Consider the following 26,497-nt stretch of genomic DNA (forward strand, 5'->3'; position numbering starts at 1 on the left):
AAAAACTCTCTGTCTTTCGATCTTAACTAGCTTTTGCTACTAATAAACAAACTAATTGCTCTTGAGGTTTTTTAGGCGAACCCAAAATACCAATTTTACCCGCTTCGCATAGTTGTTCAATTAATTGATTAATTTGGGCTTTATTTACCAATGGAAAATAGCTAATAGTATTACCAATTAATGTTTCTTTTCCTAATAGCTGTTGATTGAGGACTAAATTCAATAAAAAATCTTTGACGACTTGCATATCTTCAATAACTTCATCACCCAAATCGGGAACAACCTTAAGCTTTTGCAGTAGATAACAACCCTGTAAAACCTCAGATTCGTAGGCAATTTGTCTCAATTCTTTTAAATTAATAACTTTGCCATTAGCCAAAGCTAAATCACCTTCTTTTGCACCTTTAACTAATTCGTAATAAGCAACTAAATATTGAATAGATACAATCTTGGGATGAACTTGGCGATGATAAGTATTATCGAATAATTGCACATAAAGCTTATAGCCCTTTGTATTTTGATTACCTAAGTTTGAATCACGAATTAAATACAAATTTCGACATAGTTTTCCTTCAATAATTTTTCTACAAGCTTCCATAATATGAAAAAAAGTAGTCATATTTTTGTCTTCTGTCCATACAACGCCCAAACATTCAGTTTTGTTGGGTACTTTGTAACTAAGAGAGTAGTTGGCAAACTTTGTTGTTCTCAAAAGCAGAGGAATTTTTACATTTTCCATTCCCAAAGTAATCAAGGCTTCTTGCAGCATTTGGATTAATTCTGGCGATGACTGCTGCTGAAGTTTAGTAATTTGCTGTTGCGCCTTAGTCAACTCCTCAATCCATTGAATCTTAAAATTTGCGACCAATTCTGAGCGATCGCCTTCATCGATTTTGTCTATTTTAAGAGGTTTAAAAGTACCTTTACTTCCTTCAGCTAACCATCTTTTATATAATAAAATTGTATCTCTACCAAAAATTAAAATTTCTCTAGGATTAGTTCTCCCACGCGGGAATTGCTCTAATAAACATTGCCGATCTAAAGGATAAGTATTAGATTTTGGTTGCGGGTTTGCTTGACGATGTAAAGAGTATAAACGAGTTGCTAAAATTGATTCAGCTTCTATTAAACTAATCGGCTTTAAATAAGTTTCTAAATCGATCCTATCTTTATGAGACTGATCTATATGGTTTTTATTATTTTGCCAGGTATCTATATTAATACTGATAATTAACAAAAAGTTTTTATACTCGCCATGAATTTTAGTAGCAACACTAAATAAGGTTTGCAAATCAGGAGAATTATTAGGTAAACGAGCAATACTTTCTATTTGATCAAAACATAAAACAATTGGTTGGGTTTCAGTAGCAATTCTGCCAAAATTAGCTAGAGTCTCACAAGTAGCTTCTTCAGTGTCAATAGAACTTTTTACACCTAATTCCTTTAAAGATTCATCGCTTAAATCTTCGCCGCGCAGCCATTCGCAAGCTAAATCGTGTTTTTTAGGATTAATTAAATCGTGTAATACGCCAAAAAAACTATCGGGATTGTAAATAGCTGAATTTTTATAATTCTTTTTTAGATGTTTGATAAACTTTTGGCGATCGCTTGTCAATCCTTCCCAGAAGTTATCTTGAATCAATCTCTGAGTTAAAGTGCGTTTTGTAAACACAGACAAACTTTTTAGCCACTGCATCAATTGAGAGTCTTTTTTTCCTGCTGGCACTTGCACCAAACTATCTACGGTATAACGTAAGATATGCCACCAAATGCGCGTACTTTGGGGAAAAGGACTAATATAAGCAAAAAAAGCTTTGTCGTTAAGAGTTTTCTTTAATCTTCCTAATAAGTAAGTTTTACCTGAACCCGGATCGCCTTGCAACAATAACGTGCGAGTATGACGATCTTGAGCAACTTTATTGAGGGTTTCTGTCACCGCAGCAATTACTTCGGTATGAATAGACTCAACTACAGGCTCAGTACCTACTTGAGCGCGCCAAAAATTTTCCGAACGATAGTTGTCAAAGGGGTTAGTGCTTTGTAATATTAGGTCATCAATAGATGTCATGATTAAGATACTTTACTTAGGTATTGACATTTAGCCTGTAACCTTGATAAAAAATAGGGGACTACCCGAACGCTGTTTAATCCCAGCATTAACTTGCTCTAGGGAGTAACGACTTGCTTCTACTAAGGCACTTAATTCTATTTTGGCGTTTCCTTCTAGTCGATAGAGCGCGTGTTCTAAGTCTTCCCCAGATAAAGGCGGTTGTAACTTTTGCCGCAAATAAAATATTGGTAAATAATTATCTGTACCAAATTCTTTGTCTAAGTCTTGAATAGCCTGCAAAATATCCTCATCGCTTAGTTGGTGGGGAAAATCCACCGCCGTTGATAAAGGTTGGCGTAAAAACTTTAAGTAGATAGCCAGCAAATTTTTACTTAGGGTTATATTACCTTTACCGCTAGGCTCGTATTCTCTTTGTAGATATTCTTTCCCTTGCTCTGTTAACCAAACTTCCTTAATTTTTTTGTCACTTTTATTTACTTGAATCAGTCCTTTTTCTAACAAAGCTTGAACTAGCTTTTGGGCTTCCGATGCCGGAATACCAGCTTTACTAGGCGAAACCGCTTCTTTTTGGCATGATTTGAGAATCTTCACTTCCTGGGATGTTATGGGCAATTGTGCTGACTCTATTTTAAGTAAAGCTATACCCGCCGGAGCAATTTTAAACTTACTAATTTCGTAGGAAACAGCAACTAATCCACGCTCTACAAGTTGACGACAAATCTTATCTCGCTCTGGGGCTTTGGTTGCAGCATTAAGCTTTATTTTTGCCAAAGATTCCCGGTAATTAGGCGCAATCAGCAGTTTTAAAACAAATTTTAGCTCGAGAATGTCCATAATTAGCCCCTTAAATAATATTTGAGCGATCGCTTGTTTTTTTAATTAGAAAGGGTAACTAGAAAATATTTTCCCTTGTTTTAAGGGGTTTAGCTAGGAAATAAAAAATTAAAATATTGATAAAAGCTATTGAAGCACTTACAGTTAGGCAACTATGAAATTGCGGCAAATATATAGATATGGCGCGCATCAAAGGACAAAACCTAAAAAAGAGCGAAGCCCGGTAACAGACTTCGCGCCATAAAAATAATAGCTTTCTATTCCTTTAAGATTGCAACATTTGCTCAGGATTGACCAAAAAGATTGTTAAAGGCGGTTCTTCTTCAGGCAAATAACAGACATGAGTAGCCATTTGGAGAATGTCGCCGCTACGGTAAGACTCTGGCAGCACTCGAATACTCGCTAGAGGCAAATCCATCAACACCGGAACCGATGCCACCGGGATGCCGTACAAATCGGTACTTTTGCTATGAAGAATTAGCAAATAACCTTTTTTTGCTGTTTCGTTGATAATGCTGGATTGAAATAATTGCCGATGTAAATCTATAACTGTAACTTCAAGGTCGCCTACGTGAGCTATCCCTACCCCATTTAAACCACTACCATAGACAGGAATCTGGTTCAAAACCTTGTAGACAATCTCAATCGGCAAAGCCAGATTAAAAGTACCTACAGTAAAAACAATCATTTTTACCGATGCAATGCGATCGCTTCTAGAACCTTGCTGAACACTAGCAGCATTGGACTTGACTAGAGTATTTTTCATAAATTAGTTGCCTCCCCTTAAATGAGTAATTATCTTCCGCTCAAAGCAGGCACTCCTAAAGGCACTGACTGCTTGATAATGTTTGAAATCGCTGTCAAAAACTCTTGCTCAATGTATGGTTTGGTAAAGTATTCTTTAGCTCCTAATTGCTTTGCCAACATTCGGTGCTTGTCACTGCTGCGAGAAGTGAGCATAACGACTGGAGGCTTAGAAAGTACCGGATCTTGACGGCGTTGGCTCAAAAATTCAAAGCCGTTCATGTTGGGCATTTCTACATCGCAGACTACTAAGTTTATCGTCGCCGAATTTTTTTGCAGTTGTTCAATTGCCTCGCGCCCATCTCGTGCTTGCAACACTCGATAACCAGCTTTTTCAAAAGTTAAAGCCAAAGTTTGCCGGAGGGTAATTGAGTCATCTACTACTAAAACTGTTTCTGCCATGATTCTTTGGGGGGGCAAAGCTGGCGTACTTACTACTCCATCTCCATTTGCCATCGGCAATAGAGCATTACTAATAGTTATAGATTTATGTTTGCCATTGCCTACAAAGGATTCTAACAGCGCCGCCCCATCGATAACGGGAATTAAACTGCCATCCCCGACAATGGTACAGCCATAAATATAACTTGGAGAAGCGATCGCCTCTCCCATCGGTTTAATGACCAATTCCTGCTCGGTAACTAAGCGATCAATTTCTAACGCCAAAATTTGACCATCTTGTTCTAGCAATAGCATGGGAGCAGCCCAGTCGTCGGGAGACGGAACCGCTACCAAAGCTTGGCTGGGCAAAGAATCTGATATCGGACACGCATAGTTGAGTAAATCCGAGAGGTGATAGGCTGGAGCAATGTGACCTTGCCAATGTAAAAATCTCTTGCCTCCAGAAAACTTGACTTGCTCCGGTTGCGGAATCAAAATTTCTTTAATGCTGTCTGATGGCAACGCAAAGGCACTATTGCCCACAAAACAAACTAATAATTTCGCCAAAGTCAAGGTCAAAGGAATGCGTAAAGTAAAGCAAGTTCCTTCTCCTGATTCGGAAATAACGCTGACACTACCTTTAAGACTTCTTAGTTGACTGCGGACGACATCTAGCCCCACACCGCGTCCCGAAAGTTCGCTAACTTGGCTTGCTGTCGAAAACCCTGGCTCAAACATTAATTCTAATAAAGCAGACGTAGAAGCAGTATCAGCTTTTTCTTCTGCCAATAAACCCATTTCTACCGCCCGACTACGGATGCGTTCTAAATTTATCCCCCGCCCATCGTCTCTAACTTCAACAATGGTTTGGCTACCTTGGTGATAAGCCTTAATTTCAATTTGTCCGCGTTCTAGTTTACCTTGTTCGCGGCGTACTTCTGGGCGTTCGATGCCATGATCAAAGGAGTTACGAATTAAGTGCAGCAACGGGTCATAGAGCTTTTCTAAAGCCGCTTTATCAACTAATACTCCTGCCCCGTTAATTTTTAGTTCCGCAGGCTTATCATAACTTGTAGACAAATCGCGCAACATCCGGGGGAAGCGGTTAAGCACTTCGCCAATGGGTAACATTCTCGCCCACATTAAGTCATCTCTTAAGTGCGAAAGCATTTGCCGTTGCTTGTCTACGCTTTGGCTAGATTGTCCTGCTAGTAGCACTACGTCCCCAACAGTTTCTTCTAGCTGCACAGTTTCTTCAAAAGTTTTTTGCAGCAAAGAGTGCAATTCTCCGTAGCTGTCCATCTCCAATGAGTCAAAATCTACCGGACGAAAAGAGGCTCCACTTATTGAGGAAATAGTCGGATCGTTGTTAGCTTTAGGAGTATTAGAACTATGACGCTCTGGAGAAACTAGCATTCGGTCGGAGAGATTGCGTAACTGGTTGCCCATGCTCTGAAACTGACTAAATCGACGCAGTAGCTCTTGGACAGTAGCTTGCAGTTGTTCGTTTTGCAGCGATAAACTATTACGGCTGATCGCCAGTTCGCCGACGGTGTTGTTCATCCGCTCTAAGCGTTCTAAGTCAACTCTCACCGAAAGCTGCTGCTGCGGAGCCTTTGCTGTGGGAATTGCTTTTGGTTCGATTTTTTGAGGCGAGCCAGATTTAGCCTGGTTGATTGGTTCGGCTGGTTTGGTTGCAGGAAAACTAACTTTTGCGGGTACTATAGCGGCGGGTTGTTCTTGCTTCGGTAAGTCTCCCTCTGCCATCAACGGCAAGTTACCAAATACCTGTCCGATGGATGCAACAAATTGCTGAGAATCTAGCGCTGGTGCAATTTGGGCTTTAACTTCTACCGTTGGAGGTGGAGTAAATAAGCTTGTACTTAAGTCGCCAAAGATATCATCTACCGAAGCGGCATTTTCATCAACAGCAAAAGTAGCTGGTAACTCGGCTTCAATCTCTAAAGGTAAATCAGTAGCGATCGCATTTTCTGTTATATCTAAGCCAGACCAGCCCCCAAACATATCATCAATGCTCATTACACCCGGATCGGCATCAGCATAATCGAGTGGTGCTACAAGGTCAGGGGCAATTAGCGGTGGGGTAGTAACTTCAATATTGACTGTTGGGGTAACTTCTGCCATCGTTGACAAATCGCCAAACATATCATCTAATATCATGCTGTTATCTTCAGCAAAAGTTAGCGGTGGGGTACTAACTTCAATATTGTCTATTGGTGCAACTTCTGCCATCGTTGACAAATCGCCAAACATATCATCTAACATCATGCTGTTATCTTCAGCATCAACGAAGAAATGCGTGTCGGCACTTGCTGCTGATTCGGAGAATAAATCTATCGGCGAAAACTCTTGGAAAGTAGTTGATTGCTGTAACTTGGTAGGCTGCGTGGAAATTATGTCACCACTTGCCCAAGCTCTTAGTTGAGCCGAAGCCTCGCCTCCTCTAGTGCGATCGCCATTGATTACCCCGGTTCGCGCGGCTTGAAAATCGGTAAAGGCGACTTGGGTTATTTTTAATGCTAAGTCGGGGTGAGCGTTTAAGGCGACTATGGCAGCATTGGCAATTTCGCCAAATCCTGGCATACATAGTAATTCGGCAAGCCCCGAAAATACCTCTGCTTGCGCTCTTAATTCTCCAGCTACTTCCTCTCCTTGAGGATTGGCTAATACTTCAGCCAAACGATCTAATCCTTGAGCGACATCTACTTCAAAAATAGATAAAGCAATGTCTACCCCCAAATCAATCGAGCTAGGTAATTCTCCTTCAGCCCCAATAAAATCGCCAAATTGCGCTTCAATTTGGGCAAATACTGGCTCGGCGTTGGTCATTGCCTGCTCTGGATCGAAATAGCCCGTTTCTAATTGCTCGATTAAAGGTACACGCAGACAATCGTAAGCTTGGAGCAACAAGCCTTCTACTTTGTCGTCAATTTCTAGTTCTTCGTGATGGAGAGCTTTAAAAATATCTTCAAGGCTGTGAGCCAACGTTTTGATTGTATCTAGCCCCACACTAGCGGCTCCGCCTTTAAGGGAGTGAGCCGCCCGCATCATGTTGTGAACTTTCGAAATACTGCGATCGCTCTTTACAGTTAGTAACTCTGATTCGATTAACTGTAATAGCTCTGGCGCTTCTTGAATAAAAAATTGATAGGCGTGGTCGCGGATATCAGCATCGATTGCCATATTAAATACCAGATTTTATAGATATATTGAGCAAGGAAGTAGGGCGCTCGCGGCATTACAGCAATTGCCCTACTCTTTTAACTGACTTTAAACTGACCCACACTCGTACTCAATTCTTGAGCAACGATTAAGAGGTCGTTAAACGAATCTGATACCGAATTAACTTCTACTGAAGTTTTGTCAGCGATTTCTGCTACGTCAGTCATTGTGTGCGTCACCGAGTCTGATGCTTCAGACTGGAGGAGAGCAGCCGAGGCGATCGCGGCTACTAATTGACTAATCTCACTACTAACGGCGGTAATTTTGTTCAAGCTTTGGCGAGTCTCGTCTACTAAGCGCGTACCTGTAACTACCTGCTCTGTACCTGTTGCCATCGCCGCTTCTACAGCGATAGTCTCAGTTTGAATGTCTTTTACTAACGCTTCAATGTCTCCCGTTGCGTCGGCTGATTGCCGAGCTAAGGCTCGAACTTCATCTGCTAGTACCGCAAAGCCTCGTCCTTCTTCTCCGGCTCTAGCTGCTTCAATGGAAGCTTTGAGCGCTAGTAAGTTGGTTTGGGCGGCAAATCTACCAATCAAGTTGACTACTTGAGAAATCTTTTGCGAAGATTCACCCAAGCGTTTTACTTTTTTCGAGGTTTCGGCTACGGTTTCTCGAATTGCGGAGATACCTTCTACAGTACGGTTCATTGCTAAGTCTCCAGCTTTTACCGTATCAGTTGCTTTTTGTACGGCGGCTTCTGCTTGAGAAGCGTTAGCAGCTACCGCGCGAATTGAGGTAGACATCTTGGCAATTTGCTCTAGTGCAGAGGCAATTTCTTCGGCTTGGCGCACAGCTTCCGTTGATAATCCTTGTACAGAACCTTGGTTATTGGTAGTAGTAGCAGCTACTTGAATAGCGGCTTGTTGTACCTGGGTAACAATTTTCCGCAAGCTACTAATAGTGGAGTTGTAAGAGTCAGCTACCGTACCGATTTCGTCTTCAGTCACGTTGGCACGGATTGTTAAATCTCCTCTACTTACAGGGTCTACTTCAATAAGTAGTTCTAAGGCTCGTTTTTGCAAGTATTCTTTACCGATTTTTTGCTGTTCAAGCAAGTTAGCACGGTCGAGGGCAAAACCGATTTGGGTTGCTAGCTGAGAGAACAAGTCAATATCTCCTTGTTGCCAGTCGCGGGGTGCGGAGCATTGATGAGCAATTAGTAAGCCAAGCAATTGACCATTTTGTAAAATTGGTGCAACTAAGTTGGCTTGTACCGCAAAGGTGGAAAGTTGCTTGAGGTAACTTTCGGTTAGCCCAGCATTATAGATGTTATTGGTAGCTTGGACGCTGCCAGCTTTGTAACGTTCTGCATATTGGTCAGCAAAACTGGGGTCATTAATTTTCGTCCCTAGAATTTTGGGGAAGCTATCGCTCACCGATTCGGCTGTCACCATCCCTTGCCATTTTTCATTAAAACTATAGATGACAACGCGATCGCTCTTTATAGCATTACGAATTTCTGTTACTGCTGTATTAAAGATATTGTCCGCTTGGGTAGCTTGAGATAATTTGACTGTAATATCTCTGGCTAAACCTGCGCGCTGCGCGGCGGCTTGCGTTTGCTCTAAGGAGTTGACGCGATCTAAAATTAGTCCTAACTGGGCGGACATTTGGGTTAAAAAGTCAATTTCTAGCGGCTGCCATTGGTGGGTAGTTTGACAATGATGAGCAATCAGTAAGCCAAATAATTCTTCTCCTCTAACAATCGGTGTAACTAAATTGGCTTTGATTTGCAACTTGTCCATCAGTTGCAAATGTTTGGGATGAAAACCCGCTTCATATACGTTGTCAGTGGGGACAACACGACCTTGTTTATAAGCTGCAATTAGCTCTTGACTGATACAAGCATCTTCAATTTTGTTATTGAGAGCGCGAGGAAAACCAGGTAAAACTGATTCACTCAAGATGTATCCACTCCAGTCAGGGTTGAACCGATAGATAACTACGCGATCGGCGTTCAGAATTTCTCTAGCACCTGTAAGAGCTTGATTAAAGATAGCTTTTTCATCAGCATTACGAGAGGTGGCAATTTCTGTAAAAAATCTGGCTCGTTCTGCCTCAAGGCGACGGCTATCTAAGCTAGTGTCAATACTAGCCGCCATCTGATTTAATTCTTGAGTAAGAACACCAATTTCATCAGAGCGCTCCGTTGTTTCTAATCGTAATCCTTGCTCTCCATCTCCTACCTTTTGAGCAAAACCAGCTAGACGCTTGAGCGATCGCGAGAAAGAACCAGCTACGGGAATCGAAATTAAACTAATCAATAGCAACAACCCTGCGCCAATACTGTAAGCCGTTAGTTGCTGATTTCTGGCTAAAGCCTCTACCTCAGCTAAAGAATTTCCAATGTAGACTATGCCTACAGGCTTTGCTGTGCTTGGATTGAGTGCTTTTTGGTGGTCGTATATTGGAGTATAAAACGTCAGGTAATTTTCACCAATAATATTAGCCTGTCCGCTAAAATCTTGCCCTTGATTAAGCACCTTATCTGCTACTTCTCTAGAAACCCGCGTTCCAATAGCTCTAGTTTTACCATCGCTGTAAGGAACGTCTGTAGTTACGCGCCAGTCTTGAGCAAACACTGTAGCTGTAGGCACGTTGTAGTTTTGGGAAAATTTATCAACTAAACCGTAGTTGCGGTTAAGCATCGAGCCAATAATAACCGTTCCTACTAACTTATTATTAATTTTGACGGGATAAACCGCCATGCTAACTAAGCCTGTATTGCCACCATCAATATCATAAGTTCCTTGAGGAGATGGTTGCTTGGCGATAGGAAGATTGGCGGTAGGTTGCGATCGCAAACCAATATTTGCTTGTTTATCTAATCCTAAAAGTTGGAGAGGTTCTTTTTTAATTAACTCTATGCCATCCAAGGGGCGACCCGTTTGCAGAGCATTTTTCACAATGGGAATATTTGCCAGATTAATTCCTGTTGGCAAAGACACTGAGCGATATTTTTGCGGAGTTAAAACTCCTGTTTTTACAGGTAGTGGGGCGTTATTAGAAATATCCTCTAGAACTTTGATATCTTGAGCAACAGTTTTACCTTGAGCATCGGTAAAAATTTGAAAGCTTTTGTAGGACTCTGGATCTTCGCCATTTTCAAAGAGTAAGGAGTTTTTCAGCAATTTTTGGTTAGTCAATACCTGCTGAGGATTACTTAAATCAATCTTGGTAGCCTGAATCAGATTAGCGAGATTTTGGGCTTGGGATTGACTTTCAACTTGCGTCCAAAGAACGTACTCTCCAGCAAAGGCTCGTCCATCTTTTTGTAAACTTTCTTTTAACTGCCCAAGTTCACGCTTTTGGTTGATAGAAGTAAGTCCTTGAGTGACTGCAATTACTGGCACCGCAGTGCTAACTATTAAAAGCAAAGCCAGCTTGGTTTGAAAGTTTAAGTTGTTCCAGGGTTGAATTAACCGCTCCCACACAGAAGTAGAAGACTTGACTTGTGGCAGTAACGGCAACTTGGCGCTTAATGCTTCGGCACTTTTTATTGATGCTTGGTTGCCGTTGGTAGTGTTGGTGTTATTGATAGGTTTTTTAAGACGCTGCTCTAACATGGTGGTGACTCTAATTTTTTATGTATGAATGGAAAATAGTTAGAGGAGGAGAATCTTTCTACCTCCCCGTTTATTAGCTTTCTATTTGACTTTGAACTGACCCACACTAGATTGCAAATCTTGAGCAACGGCTAATAGTTGGGTAAAGGATGCCGATACGTTCGATGCTTCCGTTGATGTCGCCTCGGCGATGGTGGCTACGCCTGTCATCGTGCTAGTTACTGATTCAGAAGCTTTGGACTGAGCCACGGCGGCAGATGCGATCGCAGCTACTAATTGACTAATCTCGGTACTAACTGCCGTAATTTTGTTCAAACTTTGGCGAGTTTCGTCTACTAGACGCGTACCTGTAACTACCTGCTCTGTACCAGCTTCCATCGCTGCTACTACTTCGTTGGTTTCTGTTTGAATGTCTTTTACTAACGCTTCAATTTCTGCTGTAGCTGCGGCCGATTGGCGCGCCAATACTCGAACTTCATCCGCTACCACTGCAAATCCTCGTCCTTGTTCTCCAGCGTGAGCCGCTTCAATCGAAGCGTTTAGCGCCAGCAAGTTCGTTTGGTCGGCAAAAGAACCAATTAGGTTTACTACCTTAGAAATTTTCTGCGAAGATTCACCCAAGCGTTTTACTTTTTTCGAGGTTTCCGCTACCGTTTCTCGAATTGCCAAGATCCCGTCTACCGTGCGGTTCATCGCCCGATCCCCGTCTTGTACCGTTTCTGTTGCTCGTTGTACGGCGGCTTCGGCTTGAGAAGCGTTAGCGGCTACCGCGCGAATTGAAGTAGTCATAAGTGACAACTGCTCTAGAGCGCTGGCGATTTCCTCAATTTGACGCAACGATTCAAACGATAAACCTTGTACCGAACCTTGGTTATCGGTAGTAGTTGCCGCTACTTGAATAGCCGCTTGTTGTACCTGGGTAACAATTTTCCGCAAGCTACTAATTGTGGAGTTGTAAGAGTCAGCGACCGTACCAATTTCATCTTCCGTTACGTTGGCGCGAATCGTTAAATCTCCTCGGCTCAAAGGGTCTACTTCAATAAGTAGTTCTAACGCTCGTTTTTGCAGGAATTCCTTCGCAGCTTTTTGTTGGTCAAGTAAGTTGGCGCGATCTAAGGCAAATCCGACTTGAGTTGCCAACTGAGAGAACAAGTCAATATCTGCTTGTTCCCAGTTGCGCGGCCCAGAGCATTGGTGAGCAATCAGTAAACCGAGTAATTCGTCGCCGCGCAAAATTGGCGCAACTAAGTTGGCTTGGACGGCAAAGATAGAGAGTTGGTTGAGGTAACAGTCGGTTAATCCAGCTTTGTAGATATTGTTGGTAGCTTGAACTCTGCCACCCTTGTAACGGTTGACATATTTGTCAGCAAAACAAGGATCGTCGATTTTGGCTCCCATTGCTTTGGGCCAGCCGTCGCCTACCGATTCGGCGGTAACTGTACCTTGCCATTTGTCGTTAAAGCTGTAGATAACTACGCGATCGCTTTGGATAGCGCGGCGGGCATCTTGGACTGCTTTGTTGAAGATGTCTGCGGAGTCGAGGGATTGACCGATGTTGACGGTAATATCTTTAAGCAACTGCGATCGCGTAGCTTCTGCTTCTTTTTGTTCTAGGAAGCTGACGCGGCTTAAAATTGACCCTAATCGCTCAGACATTTGTTGCAAGAAGGTGATTTCTGTTTGCTGCCAATCGTGAGTTGCGGTGCAATGGTGGGCAATTAGCAAGCCGTAGAGTTCGTTATTGTTGATAATTGGCGTAACTAAATTTGCTCTAATTTGCAGCCGTTCCATCAATGCCAAGTGGTCGGGGTGAAAACCTGCTTCAAATACATTATTTGTTGGCACAACTCGACCCTGTTTGTAAGCTTCAATTAGCTCATTGCTGATGCAAGGATCTTCGATTTTGTCATTAAGGGCTTGAGGAAAGCCAGGGGATACCGATTCGTTAGCAATGTAACCACTCCAGTCAGGTTTGAAGCGATAGACAACTACGCGGTCTGCGTTGAGAATATCTTTAGCACCTGCTAGTGCTTGGTCAAAAACGACATCTAAATCTTGGGCTTTATCAGCACGAGAACTTGCAATATCTGCAAATAAGCGTGTTTGCTCGGTTTCAAGTTCTTGTTGTCTGAGTAGTTCTTGTACTGTATCAGCCATGTAGTTAATGTTTGACCCTAGTACCGCGATTTCGTCGCCGCCGGATACTTTTACGCGGTTGTCAAATTCTCCTCTACCCAACTTTTCTACCGTATCTGTAGCCTCTAAGATTGGGCGGGTAGCACGTCTAGCTAGGTAAGCAGCGATCGCCCCTACCAGTAATGCAGCCAAGCCAGTTGCAATCAGTAGTATCAATAGTTGTCTGCGCTGTTCGGCAAATATAGCACTTGTATCTTTAGCAAGTACAAGACTCCAGTTTAGTTGCGGCAATCCTTCAACTTCAATAGGACTATAGGATATTAGTTGTTCAGCTTTGTCCAATTTGTCAACTGTTATCGCACTTGTTACCTTCTTAGCCGCTTTCATTCGGGCAAAGGGAGGAAAATCTTCTCTAGCATCTCGACCTACTTGCTCTTTTTCCTGGGCGGCAAAGAACTTTCCATCGGAGCCGATTACATGGTATTCCTCGGCGGCGGTTTCAATTCTCTCTCCTAACCGAGCTTTTTCTGCCTGTAGAATTTTATCTAGGTTTTCCACAGGTATGCGAGTCCGCGCAACACCAATTATGTTACCTGTATTTGTATCTACAATAGGCGCGGCGAGGAAAATAGAATATTTTCCGTTCAATGCTGACTTTCTTGGAGAAGTAATGACAGGGCGCTTAGTTTTTATTACCTCTTTAAAGTAATCCCGCTCACTAAGACCAGTAACAGGTTCCCCTGAGTCTTGCACAATCGTGTTTCCAGCAATATCTGCAACAGCAATACTGTCGTAGACTCCGTAAATCTTTGAAAAGCGATCTAGTACCTTTTGCTTTTCTTGGGAAGTCGTTACCGCTCGTACTTTGGGATTTGCAAGAATGGGAAGATTAGCAAGTACCTGTACGTCTCCGTAGCGCTCAGACATAAACCTACCAACTTGATCGCCAAGAGAGAGGGCAATAGATTCTTGAGATTCCGTCGCATCTTGTCTGAGGCTTCCGCTAGATGTAACATAATCAACCGCTCCAATTGCTAGCAAAGGGACGACACCAAGAGCGATCGCGCCCAGAGTCACCTTTGTTCGGAGACTGGTACGCTGCCACCAAGACAGGTTATTCCTCCCTTCGGACATTACCCTAACAGTAGATTTATCTGAGACTGTAGATTGGGGATTAAACTTTGTTAGTTTGGTAGTGGGGGAAGTAATCGCCGACTTGAAAAAACCACTAGCATCGCTATCATTATTAGCCTCATTGTGACCGTTAGTGATGTTGGGTTCGGTAGGTTTGGGAGAAATTTTAGTCATGATTCAACCTTAAAATTTGGTTATGTAGGGGTAATTTACAGAAATTGGTCAATAGAAATACAAAAAGCTATAAAGCTAAAACATAGGCGGTTTAACATTAAATGTAGAGACGTAGCAATGCTACGTCTCTACCCTATTTGGGCATTCCAGCGATGATTGAGTTTCCGTCTAAGACAACAACAATTTCACCGTTGTTTTTTAACCAATAGCCGCGTAAAAATGGTACTAATGCCGCATTTACCGCCGATTCTGGGGGCGACTGAATCAAGTCGGAATTAAACCATTCCATATCTTCTACGCGGTTGACAGCCAACCCCAGCATGTTTTTACCTGCCGTACTGCTTCCTTGTCTTCCGCCGGATTGCTGAGAATTGATCACAATTGCCGTATAGAGCGATCGGCTGCTAGTTTGTTGGTACAAGGGCGTACCCCCTAGCAAATAGCCCAAATCGACCAGCCACAAAATTTCTCCTCGCCAGTTGTACACGCCAATTACCCAAGGGGGCATATGGGGAATGGGTACAACCTTAGTAGTAGAAACGGTGAATACTTCGGTCATTTGATCCACTGGCAAGGCGGCGTTGAGGTCGGGTTCTAAGTGAAAGCGCAAAAACTGCTCTTGCTCTTTTGCTTCTTCGGCGGTTGCCGACCCCGTAGAAATGCCTTTAGTCAAAAACTCAGATATCATCGCTGTCTCCTGCTGCAATGCGCTTATACAAACGCCTTATTTGATGAGTTGTTTTACTGTTTTTAGCAGTTCTTCTTGGTCTACAGGCTTAGTAATGTAAGCATCGGCTCCTTGTTTTTTGCCCCAAAATTTATCCATGTCGGTTGACTTGGTAGAGCAAATTACAACCGGGATACCACTGGTAGAGCTTTCGGCTTTGAGATCGCGACACAGTTCAAACCCACTGCGATCGGGCAATACTACATCCAATACAATTAAGTCTGGTTTTTGGTTGCTAATTTGGGTCATGGCTTCTTTGCCATCGGTAGCGGTAAGTACTGTTAATCCGCCTTTTTGCAGACAGCTAGTAATCACATCCATTTGGGTAGGAGAATCTTCAACGACTAAAACTGTACTCATGGTGTTGTCCTGTTTAAAAAAGTTGGGTAATAAAATGAATTTTGGCGAAGGCATTAGGCACTTTGCCTAACTAATCTTCTACCAATTCGCTGAGATGCTGGCGGGTGGCTTCTAGTACCGTTTCGGCATTAGCTGGTTTGCTCAGAAAACCAGAAGCACCAACGATTTTGGCGCGTACGCGGTCGATGATGCCGTCATTTCCAGTGAGGATCACAATCGGTGTATCGCGGAATGCTGATACTTTACGCAGTTGAGTACAAATTTCATACCCATTAGTATTGGGCATGATTAGATCCAAGAAAATTAAATCGGGCTTGCGACTCAATAAAGTAGCGATCGCCCGCAAGGAGTCTTGCACACCTAAAAACCGATAACCTCCAGTTGTGAGAATTTTTTCCATACTCTGGCAAACTAAAGGGCTATCATCGACGCAAGCAATTAGCGGTGCATGAGTGCTTTCGGCGGCTGGTTTTGGCGCGGAGGGACGAGCAGGAGGCGGAAAATCCGCAAGCTCGATTAGCTCTACTATTCCCGACTTTAAAAATGGCAGTAAAGAGCTAGTCACTTGAGCCGCATCTCGCTTCATCACTATGCCAAGTTCCCGCAAAGTCCTGTGTCCATCCAATAGTTTGACTAGGTTTTGATAAACCGGAGCCGATACCTGTTGTTGGAGTTGCGCTTTTTGAGCAATGGTAGGTGCTTGATTGGGATGGCGATCGCTAACGTTTGCTTTTTGCCATAGCATTCTTTGTTGTTGAACTTCCCCCAGCACTAGCCCTGGGTCTAGCAAAGCTAGTTGAACGGGAACTGATATATGTTCTGGCTTGATTTGAAAACTTACTTGAATTGCTTGAGTAACATCAAACAATATTTCGCCAACAATTCCATTGATTGTTTTTGCTGCTTGTTCGCGGCTAATTTGGTTGCGTTCTACTCCTAAATGTAATAGTTGATATTCCCAAGTTGTCACGGCTGACAAGGATGCTGAATTAGAGATATTGACTACTAAGGTTTTTAATTGCCCAATATCAAGCTGCGGACATTGAGCTAATAGGTTTCTTTGCCAACGTCTCACAGGATGATTGCCCCCAGTCGCGTACAAAATCCTCCCCAAAAACAAGCAAAAATTCCAATCTTGCGCTGTTGTTCCTTCTCTAGCGGTGCTTTTCACTAGCAAGTTGCCACTGAACTGCTCTTGTTTTAATCCCGCAAGGGTTTTAACTAAATCGTTAGCATTCATAGTTTGAGCAATCATAATTATTTTTTTAGCTCCAAATATAGGCTTATTTTTTTTTGTTAATTGAGATATATTTGCTCCATGTTTTTAGTGTGGTATTTGCTAGTAAAAATTAGCAACGATAATTTTACTGAAAACGTTCATTGCGGTCATTGGTTGGGTGAAGGCGTTTAGAAAAATCGCAAATTTCAAATTTGAAATAAAATTTCTTGACATTTTAAAAAGCTAATAACTTCCTTACCCAATCTTTTCTCGATCATGACATTCCTCTAAATAATCTAGATCCGTATCAACACTGAATTTACTTAGGGCCCTGACAGTGTACGTAAGTATTACTGAAACTGTTTATTAAGCTTTGAAACTACCAGGAGTAAGTATTAGAGCTACTTTTGTCCTTAATTTGCTGCTACTTGCTCAAATCAGACAGGCGGCTAAAATCTGGAGAAATGTTGAAATTTAAGTTTATAGAGGGAACGAGAAAGTCTTTGGAACTTGAAGCAATGCCAGCAACCACTCGTCGGTAACTTATGCCTTCAGATAGGCGATCGCGCCCAAAGTATAAGTAAAAGTACGCACTCTACACTCAAGTTACTGGTTTATACAGTTAAGGGCGACTTCTTCCCCGCTCAAGAATTCCCACAATAAGCAAATTAAATAAACTTTTCATCGTCAAGTTATTTTTTACTGCTTTGCCAGCTTTGGACATCAATGGATTATAAAGCTCAAATAAAGCCCTAGTGAATTTACTGATTGTTCACCGAAACTTTACACAAGGAGAAGATGATTCACTAGGACTTTACGGTGATTTATAAGGTGCGGATTTAAGATTGTTACTAAGTAAGTTAGATAGGCTTAGACTTTTCAACTTTCGCTCCTATGCTGATTGGCTCTACCAAAAGTACAAAATGCTTCTATTCATAAATTTGAGGTAACGCAGTGAAAGCAGTGATATTGGCTGGTGGATTAGGTACTCGATTGAGTGAAGAAACCACGATTAAGCCTAAACCAATGGTAGAAATTGGTGGTCATCCGGTTTTATGGCACATTATGAAAATTTATTCGGCTTATGGCATTAATGATTTCATCATTTGCTGCGGTTATAAAGGCTATGTAATTAAGGAATATTTTGCTAACTATTTCTTACATATGTCTGATGTAACTTTTGATATGCGATTCAATCAAATGAATATTCATTGCGGGTATGCGGAGCCTTGGCGCGTGACCTTGGTAGATACAGGCGATCAAACCATGACAGGAGGAAGGCTAAAGAGAGTAAGAGAGCATATTGGTAATGAGACTTTTTGCTTTACTTACGGCGATGGTGTTAGTAACGTAAATATTAGAGATTTGGTGACATTTCACAAAGAGCAAAAAACTCTAGCCACTTTAACCGCAAGTCAACCACCAGGACGATTTGGGGCAATTTGTTTAGGAGAAGAACAAACCAAAATTACTAGCTTTCGAGAAAAACCTGAAGGTGACGGGGCGTGGGTAAATAGTGGTTACTTTGTTTTGGAACCAGAAGTTATTGACTTCATAGCTGAGGATTCTACAATTTGGGAAAAAGAACCTCTACAAAAGTTAGCAGAAATGGATCAATTGTCAGCTTTCAAACATCCTGATTTTTGGCAGCCAATGGATACTTTGCGAGACAAAAATTATCTCGAAGAACAATGGCAAAGCGGTAAAGCTCCTTGGAAAGTTTGGTAAATATTTCTGCTTCAACCTTTGTTTTTTTCGCTTATGGCAAGTAAATAATACTTACTTATTCTTGATTTAGGTAAGCAAGAAGCTTGAGTTATCAGTTATTCAAATAACAATATAAACTGATAGACTGAGAAATATTTAGATTTTAACTACTAGCTTAACATTGGTTCTAAAGGCAAAAATCTTCATGTACGATCTGGCAATTATTGGCGGTGGAATTGTTGGTTTAGCTACAGCAATGGCTGCAAGCAAACGTTTTCCCCAAGCGCGAATTGTAGTATTAGAAAAAGAAAGCAAGTGGGCGTACCATCAAACCGGAAATAATAGCGGCGTAATTCATTCAGGGATTTATTACAAACCTGGAAGTTTTAAAGCAAAGTTTTGTCGAGATGGTAGTCGCTCAATGGTGGAATTTTGTCAAGCCCATGATATCAGTTATGAAGTTTGCGGTAAAGTAATTGTTGCTACAGAAAACGATCAATTACCCCAACTGGAAAACCTTTATAGGCGGGGTTTAGAAAACCAATTGAAAGTTACCCAGCTTCAGCGCGAACAAGTAAAAGAAATTGAGCCTCACGTTAGCTGTGTAGCAGGGCTTAAAGTCTTTACAACTGGCATTGTAGACTATAAACAGGTATGCCAAAAATATGCCGATTTAGTTCAATCTTTGGGGGGCGAATTACGGCTTAATACCAAAGTTGATAAAATTCGCCAAGTGGGTGAAAATCAAGTATTAGAGACGAATCAAGGTGCTTTTGAGACGCGCTTTGTAGTCAATTGTGCTGGATTGCATAGCGATCGCATTTCTAAATTATCCCAAGTAGATCCTCAAGCTAAGATCGTACCTTTTCGCGGGGAATATTACGAACTTACTCCCGAAAAGCGCCACTTAGTCAACACTTTAATTTATCCCGTACCAAACCCAGATTTTCCTTTTTTGGGCGTTCACTTTACAAAAATGATTGATGGTAGCGTCCACGCTGGGCCCAATGCAGTTTTGAGCTTTAAGCGTGAAGGGTATAAAAAAACAGACTTTAACTTACGTGACTTTACGGAAGTTATGACCTATCCTGGTTTTTGGAAATTAGCAGCAAAACACGCAGACGAGGGGATCCAGGAAATCATCCGCTCTTTTAGTAAAACAGCATTTTTGCACAGTTTGCAAAAGTTAATTCCTGAAATTAAAGCCGATGATATAGTGTCAACTCATGCGGGAGTCCGCGCCCAGGCTTTAAAACGTGATGGTCAGCTTGTAGACGACTTTTTGATAGTTCAGGGCAAAAACTCCGTCCACGTTTGCAATGCACCTTCTCCGGCAGCGACATCGTCTCTAGAGATTGGCAAAGCGATCGCCCAAGCAATTCCCGAATTACAGCACTTGCAAATTAAAGTTAAAGTATAGAGTTATACAAACAAAATGAAAGTATTAGTAACAGGTACAGAAGGCTATCTTGGTTCGTTATTACCGCCCTTATTGATGGAAAAGGGACATGAAGTATTGGGAGTAGATACCGGGTATTACAAAGTTGGTTGGCTGTACAACGGGACGACAGTAACCGCTAAAACCCTAAATAAAGATATTCGCCATATAACTACTGAGGATTTGGCGGGAGTAGATGCGATCGTACATATGGCAGAATTATCTAACGATCCTACCGGGCAACTTTCGCCAACAATTACTTACGACATTAATCATAAAGGCTCGGTACGCTTGGCAAATATAGCCAAAGCTGCGGGAGTCCGGCGGTTTGTGTATATGTCTTCTTGTAGCGTCTATGGCGTAGCAACCGAAGGCGATGTGACCGAATCATCTCCTGTCAATCCGCAAACAGCTTACGCCGAGTGTAAGACATTTGTGGAGAGAGATTTGCAACTAATGGCAGATGACAACTTCTCACCTACATTTATGCGGAATGCAACAGCATTTGGTGCTTCGCCAAGAATGCGTTTTGATATTGTGTTGAACAATTTATCGGGACTTGCTTGGACGACTAAAGAAATTAAAATGATTAGTGATGGTACGCCTTGGCGACCTTTAGTTCATGCTTTAGATATCTGTAAAGCAATTTATTGTGCGCTAGAAGCACCCCGCGATATTATCCACAACCAAATTTTTAATGTTGGCGATACAGCAAATAACTATCGAGTTAAAGAAGTTGCGGAAATTATTGCTAAAACTTTTACTGGTTGTCAGCTAACTTTTGGGGAAAATGGCTCAGATAACCGCAGTTATCGAGTTGATTTTGAGAAGATTAATAAAAATTTGCCTGGATTTAAGTGCGATTGGAATGCAGAGCGCGGTGCGGAACAGTTATTTAATCTATTCCAGCAAATCGATCTAACTTCTGAGGATTTTTTATCTAGAGGATTCACGCGCTTAAAACAATTGGAATATTTGATTCGTACTCAACAAATTGATCGAGACTTCTTTTGGATTAAGTAGTTTGGACAATTAATAGTGTTAATTAAAAGTGTCATCTACTTGCTAAACCTAAATTACCCCTCAAACAATCTATGACCACTCAGTGCCGTTTTTGTCACAATCCTCTGCAACATACTTTTGCCGACTTGGGGCTTTCGCCCATTGCCAACGATTACATAAGTAGAGAGCAACTACATCGCGCCGAAAAGTTTTATCCTTTGCATACTTATGTCTGTGAAAAATGCTTTTTGGTACAAATAGAAGACTTTGAATCTCCCGAACATATTTTTGGAGATGGTGACTACGCCTACTTTTCTTCTTTCTCTGACAGTTGGCTAAAACACGCTAAAGCTTACACCGATTTAATGGTAAAAAACTTTGGATTTGATGCTAGTAGTCAAGTAATTGAAATAGCTAGTAATGACGGCTATTTGCTGCAATACTTTAAAGAAAAAGGCATCCCAGTTTTAGGAATAGAACCCGCAGGGAATACAGCGAAAGTAGCAGAGGAAAAAGGCATTCCTAGCTTGGTTAAATTCTTTGGTGTAGAAACGGCTAACGGGCTGGTAGCCGACGGAAAAAAGGCAGATTTATTACTAGGAAATAATGTACTAGCTCACGTGCCAGATTTGAATGATTTTGTCGCCGGAATGAAAATTGTTTTGAAGCCAAAGGGCATTATTACAATGGAATTTCCCCATTTATTGCAACTGATAGAGCAAAATCAGTTTGATACGATTTATCACGAGCATTATTCCTACTATTCATTTTTAACTGTTAGCCAGATTTTCGCTTCTCATGGAATAACCTTATTTGATGTCGAAGAAATCCCGACTCACGGTGGATCACTGCGGATTTATGGGCAGCACGAGGGGGGAGATCGCCAACTAAGTAATCGCGCTACTAAGCTAAAAGAAAAGGAAATTGCCGCCGGGTTAGATAAGTTAGAACCTTACTTAAGTTTTGGCGAAAAAGTTAAGGACACAAAACGCAAACTCTTAAGTTTCTTAATTGAAGCAAAATCTCAAGGAAAAGTAATCGCCGCCTACGGTGCGCCAGCTAAAGGCAATACGCTGTTAAACTACTGCGGTGTAAGGACAGACTTTATTGATTATACCGTTGATCGCAGTCCTTACAAACAAAATTTGCTTTTGCCTGGTACGCATATTCCAATTATGCACCCCGACCATATCAAAGAAACTAAGCCAGATTACTTACTAATTTTGCCTTGGAATCTTAAAGATGAAATTATTGCCCAAACCTCGTTTATTCGAGAGTGGGGGGGAAGTTTTGTTGTCCCAATTCCAGAGGTGCAAGTTTTTTCATGATTTTTAATACAACAATTTTACAGGGTGCATTTATTATCGACATTGAGCCAAGATCGGATAGTCGTGGTTTTTTTTCCCGGACTTTCTGCGCCCAACAATTTATTGAGCATGGTTTAGAGGTTACAAACGTTCAGTGCAGCATCGCTTTTAATCACAAACAGGGAACTATTCGGGGGATGCACTACCAAGATCGTCCCCTCGCGGAAGCTAAGTTAGTGCGCTGTACATCTGGCGCTATTTACGATGTAATTGTGGATATGCGCCCTAATTCTCGTACTTACTTAGCTCATATTGGCGTAGAACTTAGCGCCGAAAATCGGCGCAGTCTGTACGTTCCAGAAATGTTTGCTCACGGCTATCAAACTTTGACCGATGATACAGAAGTTGGGTATCAAATGAATAAGTTATATACACCGGGGTGCGATCGCGGGTTGCGTTATGACGATCCAATTTTAGGCATCCAATGGCAATTACCAGTTAGTGAAATTGCTGATAAAGACTTAACTTGGTCTTTACTAGAGTCGATGCTAGTGGGAATAGAAAAATAATTTTTAGGAATTAACAGATGTTAAAAGCCAAAATCGATGCAAGAGACAGGATCGCACTATTACTTTTTTTGTAACTCATGGCAATTCAAAAATACAACATTCTTGATGCGATCGGTTTGATTCCTGCCGCCGGAGAGGGAAAGCGAATTTCACCCTTACCTGGTAGCAAAGAGTTGTATCCAATTGGCTTTCAAGTAGCAACCGATGGCAGTTTGCGCCCTAAAGTAGTTTGCCATTACTTGCTAGAAAGTATGCGCCTGGCTGGTATTCGCAAGGCTTATTTGCTTTTACGAACCCATAAGTGGGATATTCCCGCTTACTTAGGCGATGGCACGCTGGTAGACATGAATTTAGGATATTTAGTCGTAAGTTCGCTATTTGGCGTTCCCTATACCTTGGATCGCGCCTATGAGTTTGTGCAAGATGCGGTAATTACTTTGGGGTTTCCTGATATAATTTTTCAACCCCAAAACGCTTTTGGGCAATTATTGGCGCACCTGAGCGATTCTGAGGCAGATTTGGTTTTGGGTGTTGTTCCTTTTGACCAACCTCATAAAGGCGGCATGGTTGATTTTGATGCCAATGGCTGCGTTAGTCTTGTACTAGATAAGCCTCAGCAAAGCACTCTGCGTTATAGCTGGTTTACCGCAGCCTGGATACCAAGTTTTACAGAGTTTTTGCACCAATATTTAGCTAATCAGCCAATTGTGCCACCGCAGGAAGTTTTGATTAACGATGTGATTCAAGCAGCTATTGATAGCGGTTTAAAGGTAGAGGTAGAGGTATTTGAAAATGGTAGTTTTCTTGATATTGGTACTCCTGAAGATTTAGTTCGCGCTGTTCGCAAGGGGTCAAGTCAAGTATAGAATTACGGCGTTAAAAGCGGAAAATTAGTAATTTTTTAACTAACTAATTAGAGGAAAAATGATTGCAGAAAATTTAGATGTTGAGCATAATAAAACTAACGCTGTTGGGCAAAATATGTATCAGTTGATAACAAAACTGTATCCGATTTGCCGCAGTATTACGGGTAATGGGTTTCGAGAAACTTTAAATATTATTAAAGATTACATTCCCCTTGAAGTTCATGAAGTACCTACTGGAACAGAAGTATACGATTGGACTGTGCCGAAAGAATGGAATATTAAAGATGCTTATATTAAAAACTCCCAGGGTGCAAAAATTGTAGATTTTAACGATTCTAACTTGCACGTTGTAAATTACAGCGTACCCGTTCAGCAAAAAATGAGTTTAGATGAACTAAAAACCCATTTATTTACGTTGCCCGATTATCCTGATTGGATTCCCTATCGAACCTCTTATTACAAAGAAAGCTGGGGATTTTGTCTAACTCATAAACAATATTTAGAGTTGCAAGACAGCGAAACTTATGAAGTAGTTATTGATTCTTCTTTAGAAACTGGTCATTTAACCTATGGTGAGTATTTTATTGCTGGAGAAACCACCGAAGAAGTCTTGATTTCTTGCCATAGCTGTCATCCTTCTTTATGTAATGATAATCTGTCGGGAATCTCGGTGGCTGTGTTTTTAGCTCAACACTTGAGTAAATTATCTCTGCATTATTCTTACCGATTTCTGTTTATTCCTGGCACAATTGGCTCGGTAACTTGGCTATGTCATAATGAAGCCCAAACCCGTAATATTAAACATGGTTTGGTGTTAACTTGTGTCGGCGACGGGGGTAAGTTTACTTATAAAAAAAGCCGCCAAGGTAGTGCAGAAATTGACAAAATTGCTGAGTATGTACTAGCAAATTCAGGAAAAGAATATGAAGTCATTGATTTTTTTCCCTATGGCTATGACGAACGACAATATTGTTCGCCCGGTTTTAATTTGGCGGTGGGTTGTTTTATGAGGTCGCCTCATGGTAGTTTTCCGGAGTATCACACCTCGGCGGATAATTTGGAATTTGTAAAACCAGAGTATGTAGCAGATTCTTATACTCAATGTTTATCAATTATCCAAATTTTGGAAAATAATAAAACTTACTTAAACCAAAATTCTAAATGCGAACCAAGGCTAGGAAAAAGAGGTTTGTATCGAGCCGTTGGCGGTCAAGCTGAGGAAGCCCTAAATGAACTAGCTATACTATGGGTGCTAAATTTGGCAGATGGCGAATACAGTTTATTAGCTATGGCACAAAGATCGGGTATGGCTTTTAATGTAATTAATAAAGCAGCCCAGGCTTTGTTAAAACACGATTTACTAAAGGAAATTTGAGTGCAAAGCATTTATGCCTAAAAAAACGGCTGTAGCACCTGCACATATTGCTTGCGTTGGACTAGGGTGGTTTCCCAAAACACCAGGAGGATTAGATCGCTACGTCTACGAACTTACCTATCATTTAGCCGCAGCCCAAGATCGAGTCGATTTGTATGCCTTGGGATTGCCAGAAACTAGCCCCGATTTACCTAATTTGGGAGGTGTTCAGGGTAATTTACCCGTTAAGCTAATCAACTTAGCGTCTCAAGATAGCTCTTTGTGGCAAAGGATGCAGGATACGCGGCGCAACTTTTTAAATGGGGACGCAACAGCGTTAGATGCCATCAACTTGCATTTTGCCTTGTACAGTTTGCCACTACTGAGCAAATTGCCCGACCGAGTACCCGTAACTTTTACTTTTCACGGCCCTTGGGCTTTAGAAAGTAAAGCAGAAGGAGCAAACCCAGTAGGGGTATTTTTGAAAAAGTGGTTAGTCGAAAAGCAAGTTTATCGCCGCGCCGATCGCTTTATTGTCTTAAGTAAAGCTTTTGGTCAGATTCTCCATCAAGAATATCAAGTTCCAGAAGCAAAAATTCATGTAATTCCTGGGGGAGTCGATTTAACTCGTTTCGAGGGCAATGTATCGCGCTCCGTAGCCCGTACTCAACTAGGCTGGAATCAAGAGCATTTTATTTTGTTTACACCCAGGCGGTTAGTAAATCGGATGGGCTTAGATAAGTTGATAGATGCCTTAGCGACGATCAAAACTATAGCGCCCCAAGTATGGCTGGCGATCGCAGGCAAAGGGCCCTTGCAAGCTGCTTTAGCCCAGCAGGTTGTAGAATTGGGGCTAGAAGATCGCGTTAAATTTTTGGGTTTTTTACCGGACGAGCAGTTGCCTTTAGCTTACCAAGCCGCAGACTTAACAGTGATGCCCAGCCAGTCTTTAGAAGGGTTTGGGTTAACTTTATTAGAATCTTTAGCGTCGGGAACTCCAGTAATGTGTACGCCCGTTGGTGGGATGCCAGAAGTTATCGCCCCCTTTTCGCCAAATTTAATTGCCAATTCCAAAGAAACAAAGGCGATCGCCGAGTTACTAGCCGCTATTGTCACCGGAGAAATAACTCTGCCAGCACGAGCCGATTGTCGTCAGTATGCAGCAGATAATTTTGACTGGCACAAAATTGCCCAGCAAGTCCGTCAAGTGCTATTAGCGTAGCAATACAAAAACTTCAAATAAGGAGACTTTGCAAATGCCAGGATTAACAGTAATCATCTTGACTTTGAATGAGGAAGAATTTATTGAGCGCTGCATTCATAGCGTGCGCTGGGCTGATGAAGTGCTAGTAGTAGATTCTAATAGCACCGACCGAACTCGTGAAATTGCTACGTCACTTGGCGCTAGAGTATACGAGCAAAAATGGCTCGGCTGGTCGGGACAGCGCAACAAAGGCGTAGAAATTGCTAAAAATGATTGGGTAATGTTTCTTGAATGCGATGAAATTGTTACGCCCCAATTAGCGCAGTCAATTCAAGAAGTTATGAGCCATCCTATGGATGAAGGCGATGGCTATGCTTTAGACAGGCGGGGGGGTTTTT

Annotated in this window: 18 protein-coding genes; 9 read left to right on the forward strand and 9 right to left on the reverse strand. The window is 41.8% G+C overall.

Going from position 1 to position 26,497, the window contains the following annotated elements; all coding sequences use genetic code 11:
• Window positions 1-22 precede the first annotated feature (22 nt).
• The 9 genes from C7B70_RS18490 to C7B70_RS18530 form a co-directional block, all read right to left on the reverse strand.
• Window positions 23-2,068 (reverse strand): ATP-binding protein, encoded by a 2,046-nt coding sequence (locus tag C7B70_RS18490; RefSeq protein WP_106370481.1) that lies wholly within the window; start codon window positions 2,066-2,068, stop codon window positions 23-25.
• Between the two features lie 30 nt (window positions 2,069-2,098).
• Window positions 2,099-2,905, reverse strand: a complete 807-nt coding sequence (locus C7B70_RS18495; protein ID WP_106370482.1) for a hypothetical protein — start codon at window positions 2,903-2,905, stop codon at window positions 2,099-2,101.
• A gap of 265 nt (window positions 2,906-3,170) precedes the next feature.
• A complete protein-coding gene (locus C7B70_RS18500; protein WP_106370483.1) occupies window positions 3,171-3,671 on the reverse strand; it encodes a chemotaxis protein CheW in 501 nt (166 codons plus the stop codon).
• Between the two features lie 29 nt (window positions 3,672-3,700).
• Window positions 3,701-7,294, reverse strand: coding sequence for a hybrid sensor histidine kinase/response regulator (locus C7B70_RS18505; RefSeq protein ID WP_106370484.1), 3,594 nt, complete (start codon window positions 7,292-7,294; stop codon window positions 3,701-3,703).
• A gap of 77 nt (window positions 7,295-7,371) precedes the next feature.
• Window positions 7,372-10,902, reverse strand: coding sequence for a methyl-accepting chemotaxis protein (locus C7B70_RS18510; protein WP_106370485.1), 3,531 nt, complete (start codon window positions 10,900-10,902; stop codon window positions 7,372-7,374).
• An 81-nt stretch (window positions 10,903-10,983) separates the two neighbouring features.
• Window positions 10,984-14,346: a methyl-accepting chemotaxis protein gene (locus tag C7B70_RS18515; protein WP_106370486.1), complete on the reverse strand. Its 3,363-nt coding sequence runs from the start codon at window positions 14,344-14,346 to the stop codon at window positions 10,984-10,986.
• A gap of 133 nt (window positions 14,347-14,479) precedes the next feature.
• Window positions 14,480-15,034 carry a chemotaxis protein CheW gene (locus C7B70_RS18520; RefSeq protein WP_106370487.1) on the reverse strand — a complete coding sequence of 185 codons (555 nt, stop codon included), beginning with the start codon at window positions 15,032-15,034 and terminating at the stop codon, window positions 14,480-14,482.
• A 36-nt stretch (window positions 15,035-15,070) separates the two neighbouring features.
• Window positions 15,071-15,433 carry a response regulator transcription factor gene (locus tag C7B70_RS18525; RefSeq protein ID WP_106370498.1) on the reverse strand — a complete coding sequence of 121 codons (363 nt, stop codon included), beginning with the start codon at window positions 15,431-15,433 and terminating at the stop codon, window positions 15,071-15,073.
• A gap of 70 nt (window positions 15,434-15,503) precedes the next feature.
• Window positions 15,504-16,688, reverse strand: a complete 1,185-nt coding sequence (locus tag C7B70_RS18530; protein WP_106370488.1) for a response regulator — start codon at window positions 16,686-16,688, stop codon at window positions 15,504-15,506.
• Between the two features lie 918 nt (window positions 16,689-17,606).
• Between C7B70_RS18530 and rfbF the strand changes: the two genes are divergently transcribed.
• The 9 genes from rfbF to C7B70_RS18575 all read left to right on the forward strand — a co-directional run.
• A complete protein-coding gene (gene rfbF, locus C7B70_RS18535; RefSeq protein WP_106370489.1) occupies window positions 17,607-18,380 on the forward strand; it encodes a glucose-1-phosphate cytidylyltransferase in 774 nt (257 codons plus the stop codon).
• Window positions 18,381-18,564: 184 nt separating this feature from the next.
• Window positions 18,565-19,779, forward strand: a complete 1,215-nt coding sequence (lhgO, locus tag C7B70_RS18540; protein WP_106370490.1) for an L-2-hydroxyglutarate oxidase — start codon at window positions 18,565-18,567, stop codon at window positions 19,777-19,779.
• A 15-nt stretch (window positions 19,780-19,794) separates the two neighbouring features.
• Entirely contained in the window at window positions 19,795-20,820 is a 1,026-nt protein-coding gene (locus C7B70_RS18545) for an NAD(P)-dependent oxidoreductase (protein ID WP_106370491.1), read from the forward strand.
• A 71-nt stretch (window positions 20,821-20,891) separates the two neighbouring features.
• Entirely contained in the window at window positions 20,892-22,127 is a 1,236-nt protein-coding gene (locus C7B70_RS18550; RefSeq protein ID WP_106370492.1) for a class I SAM-dependent methyltransferase, read from the forward strand.
• On the forward strand, window positions 22,124-22,675 hold the full coding sequence (locus C7B70_RS18555; protein ID WP_106370493.1) for a dTDP-4-dehydrorhamnose 3,5-epimerase family protein: 552 nt from the start codon (window positions 22,124-22,126) through the stop codon (window positions 22,673-22,675). The genes C7B70_RS18550 and C7B70_RS18555 overlap by 4 nt, the downstream gene beginning before the upstream one ends.
• A 77-nt stretch (window positions 22,676-22,752) precedes the next feature.
• Window positions 22,753-23,541, forward strand: coding sequence for a sugar phosphate nucleotidyltransferase (locus C7B70_RS18560; RefSeq protein ID WP_106370494.1), 789 nt, complete (start codon window positions 22,753-22,755; stop codon window positions 23,539-23,541).
• 58 nt (window positions 23,542-23,599) lie between these two features.
• Window positions 23,600-24,916, forward strand: coding sequence for a DUF4910 domain-containing protein (locus tag C7B70_RS18565; RefSeq protein ID WP_106370495.1), 1,317 nt, complete (start codon window positions 23,600-23,602; stop codon window positions 24,914-24,916).
• A 13-nt stretch (window positions 24,917-24,929) separates the two neighbouring features.
• The gene (locus tag C7B70_RS18570) at window positions 24,930-26,117 is read left to right on the forward strand and encodes a glycosyltransferase family 4 protein (protein ID WP_106370496.1); all 1,188 of its coding nucleotides are present in this window, start codon (window positions 24,930-24,932) and stop codon (window positions 26,115-26,117) included.
• A 34-nt stretch (window positions 26,118-26,151) separates the two neighbouring features.
• Window positions 26,152-26,497: glycosyltransferase family 2 protein (locus C7B70_RS18575; RefSeq protein ID WP_146134096.1), on the forward strand; the 346-nt coding region annotated here is incomplete at its 3' end.

The organism is Chlorogloea sp. CCALA 695, assembly GCF_003003885.1.
GTDB lineage: Bacteria > Cyanobacteriota > Cyanobacteriia > Cyanobacteriales > Chroococcidiopsidaceae > Aliterella.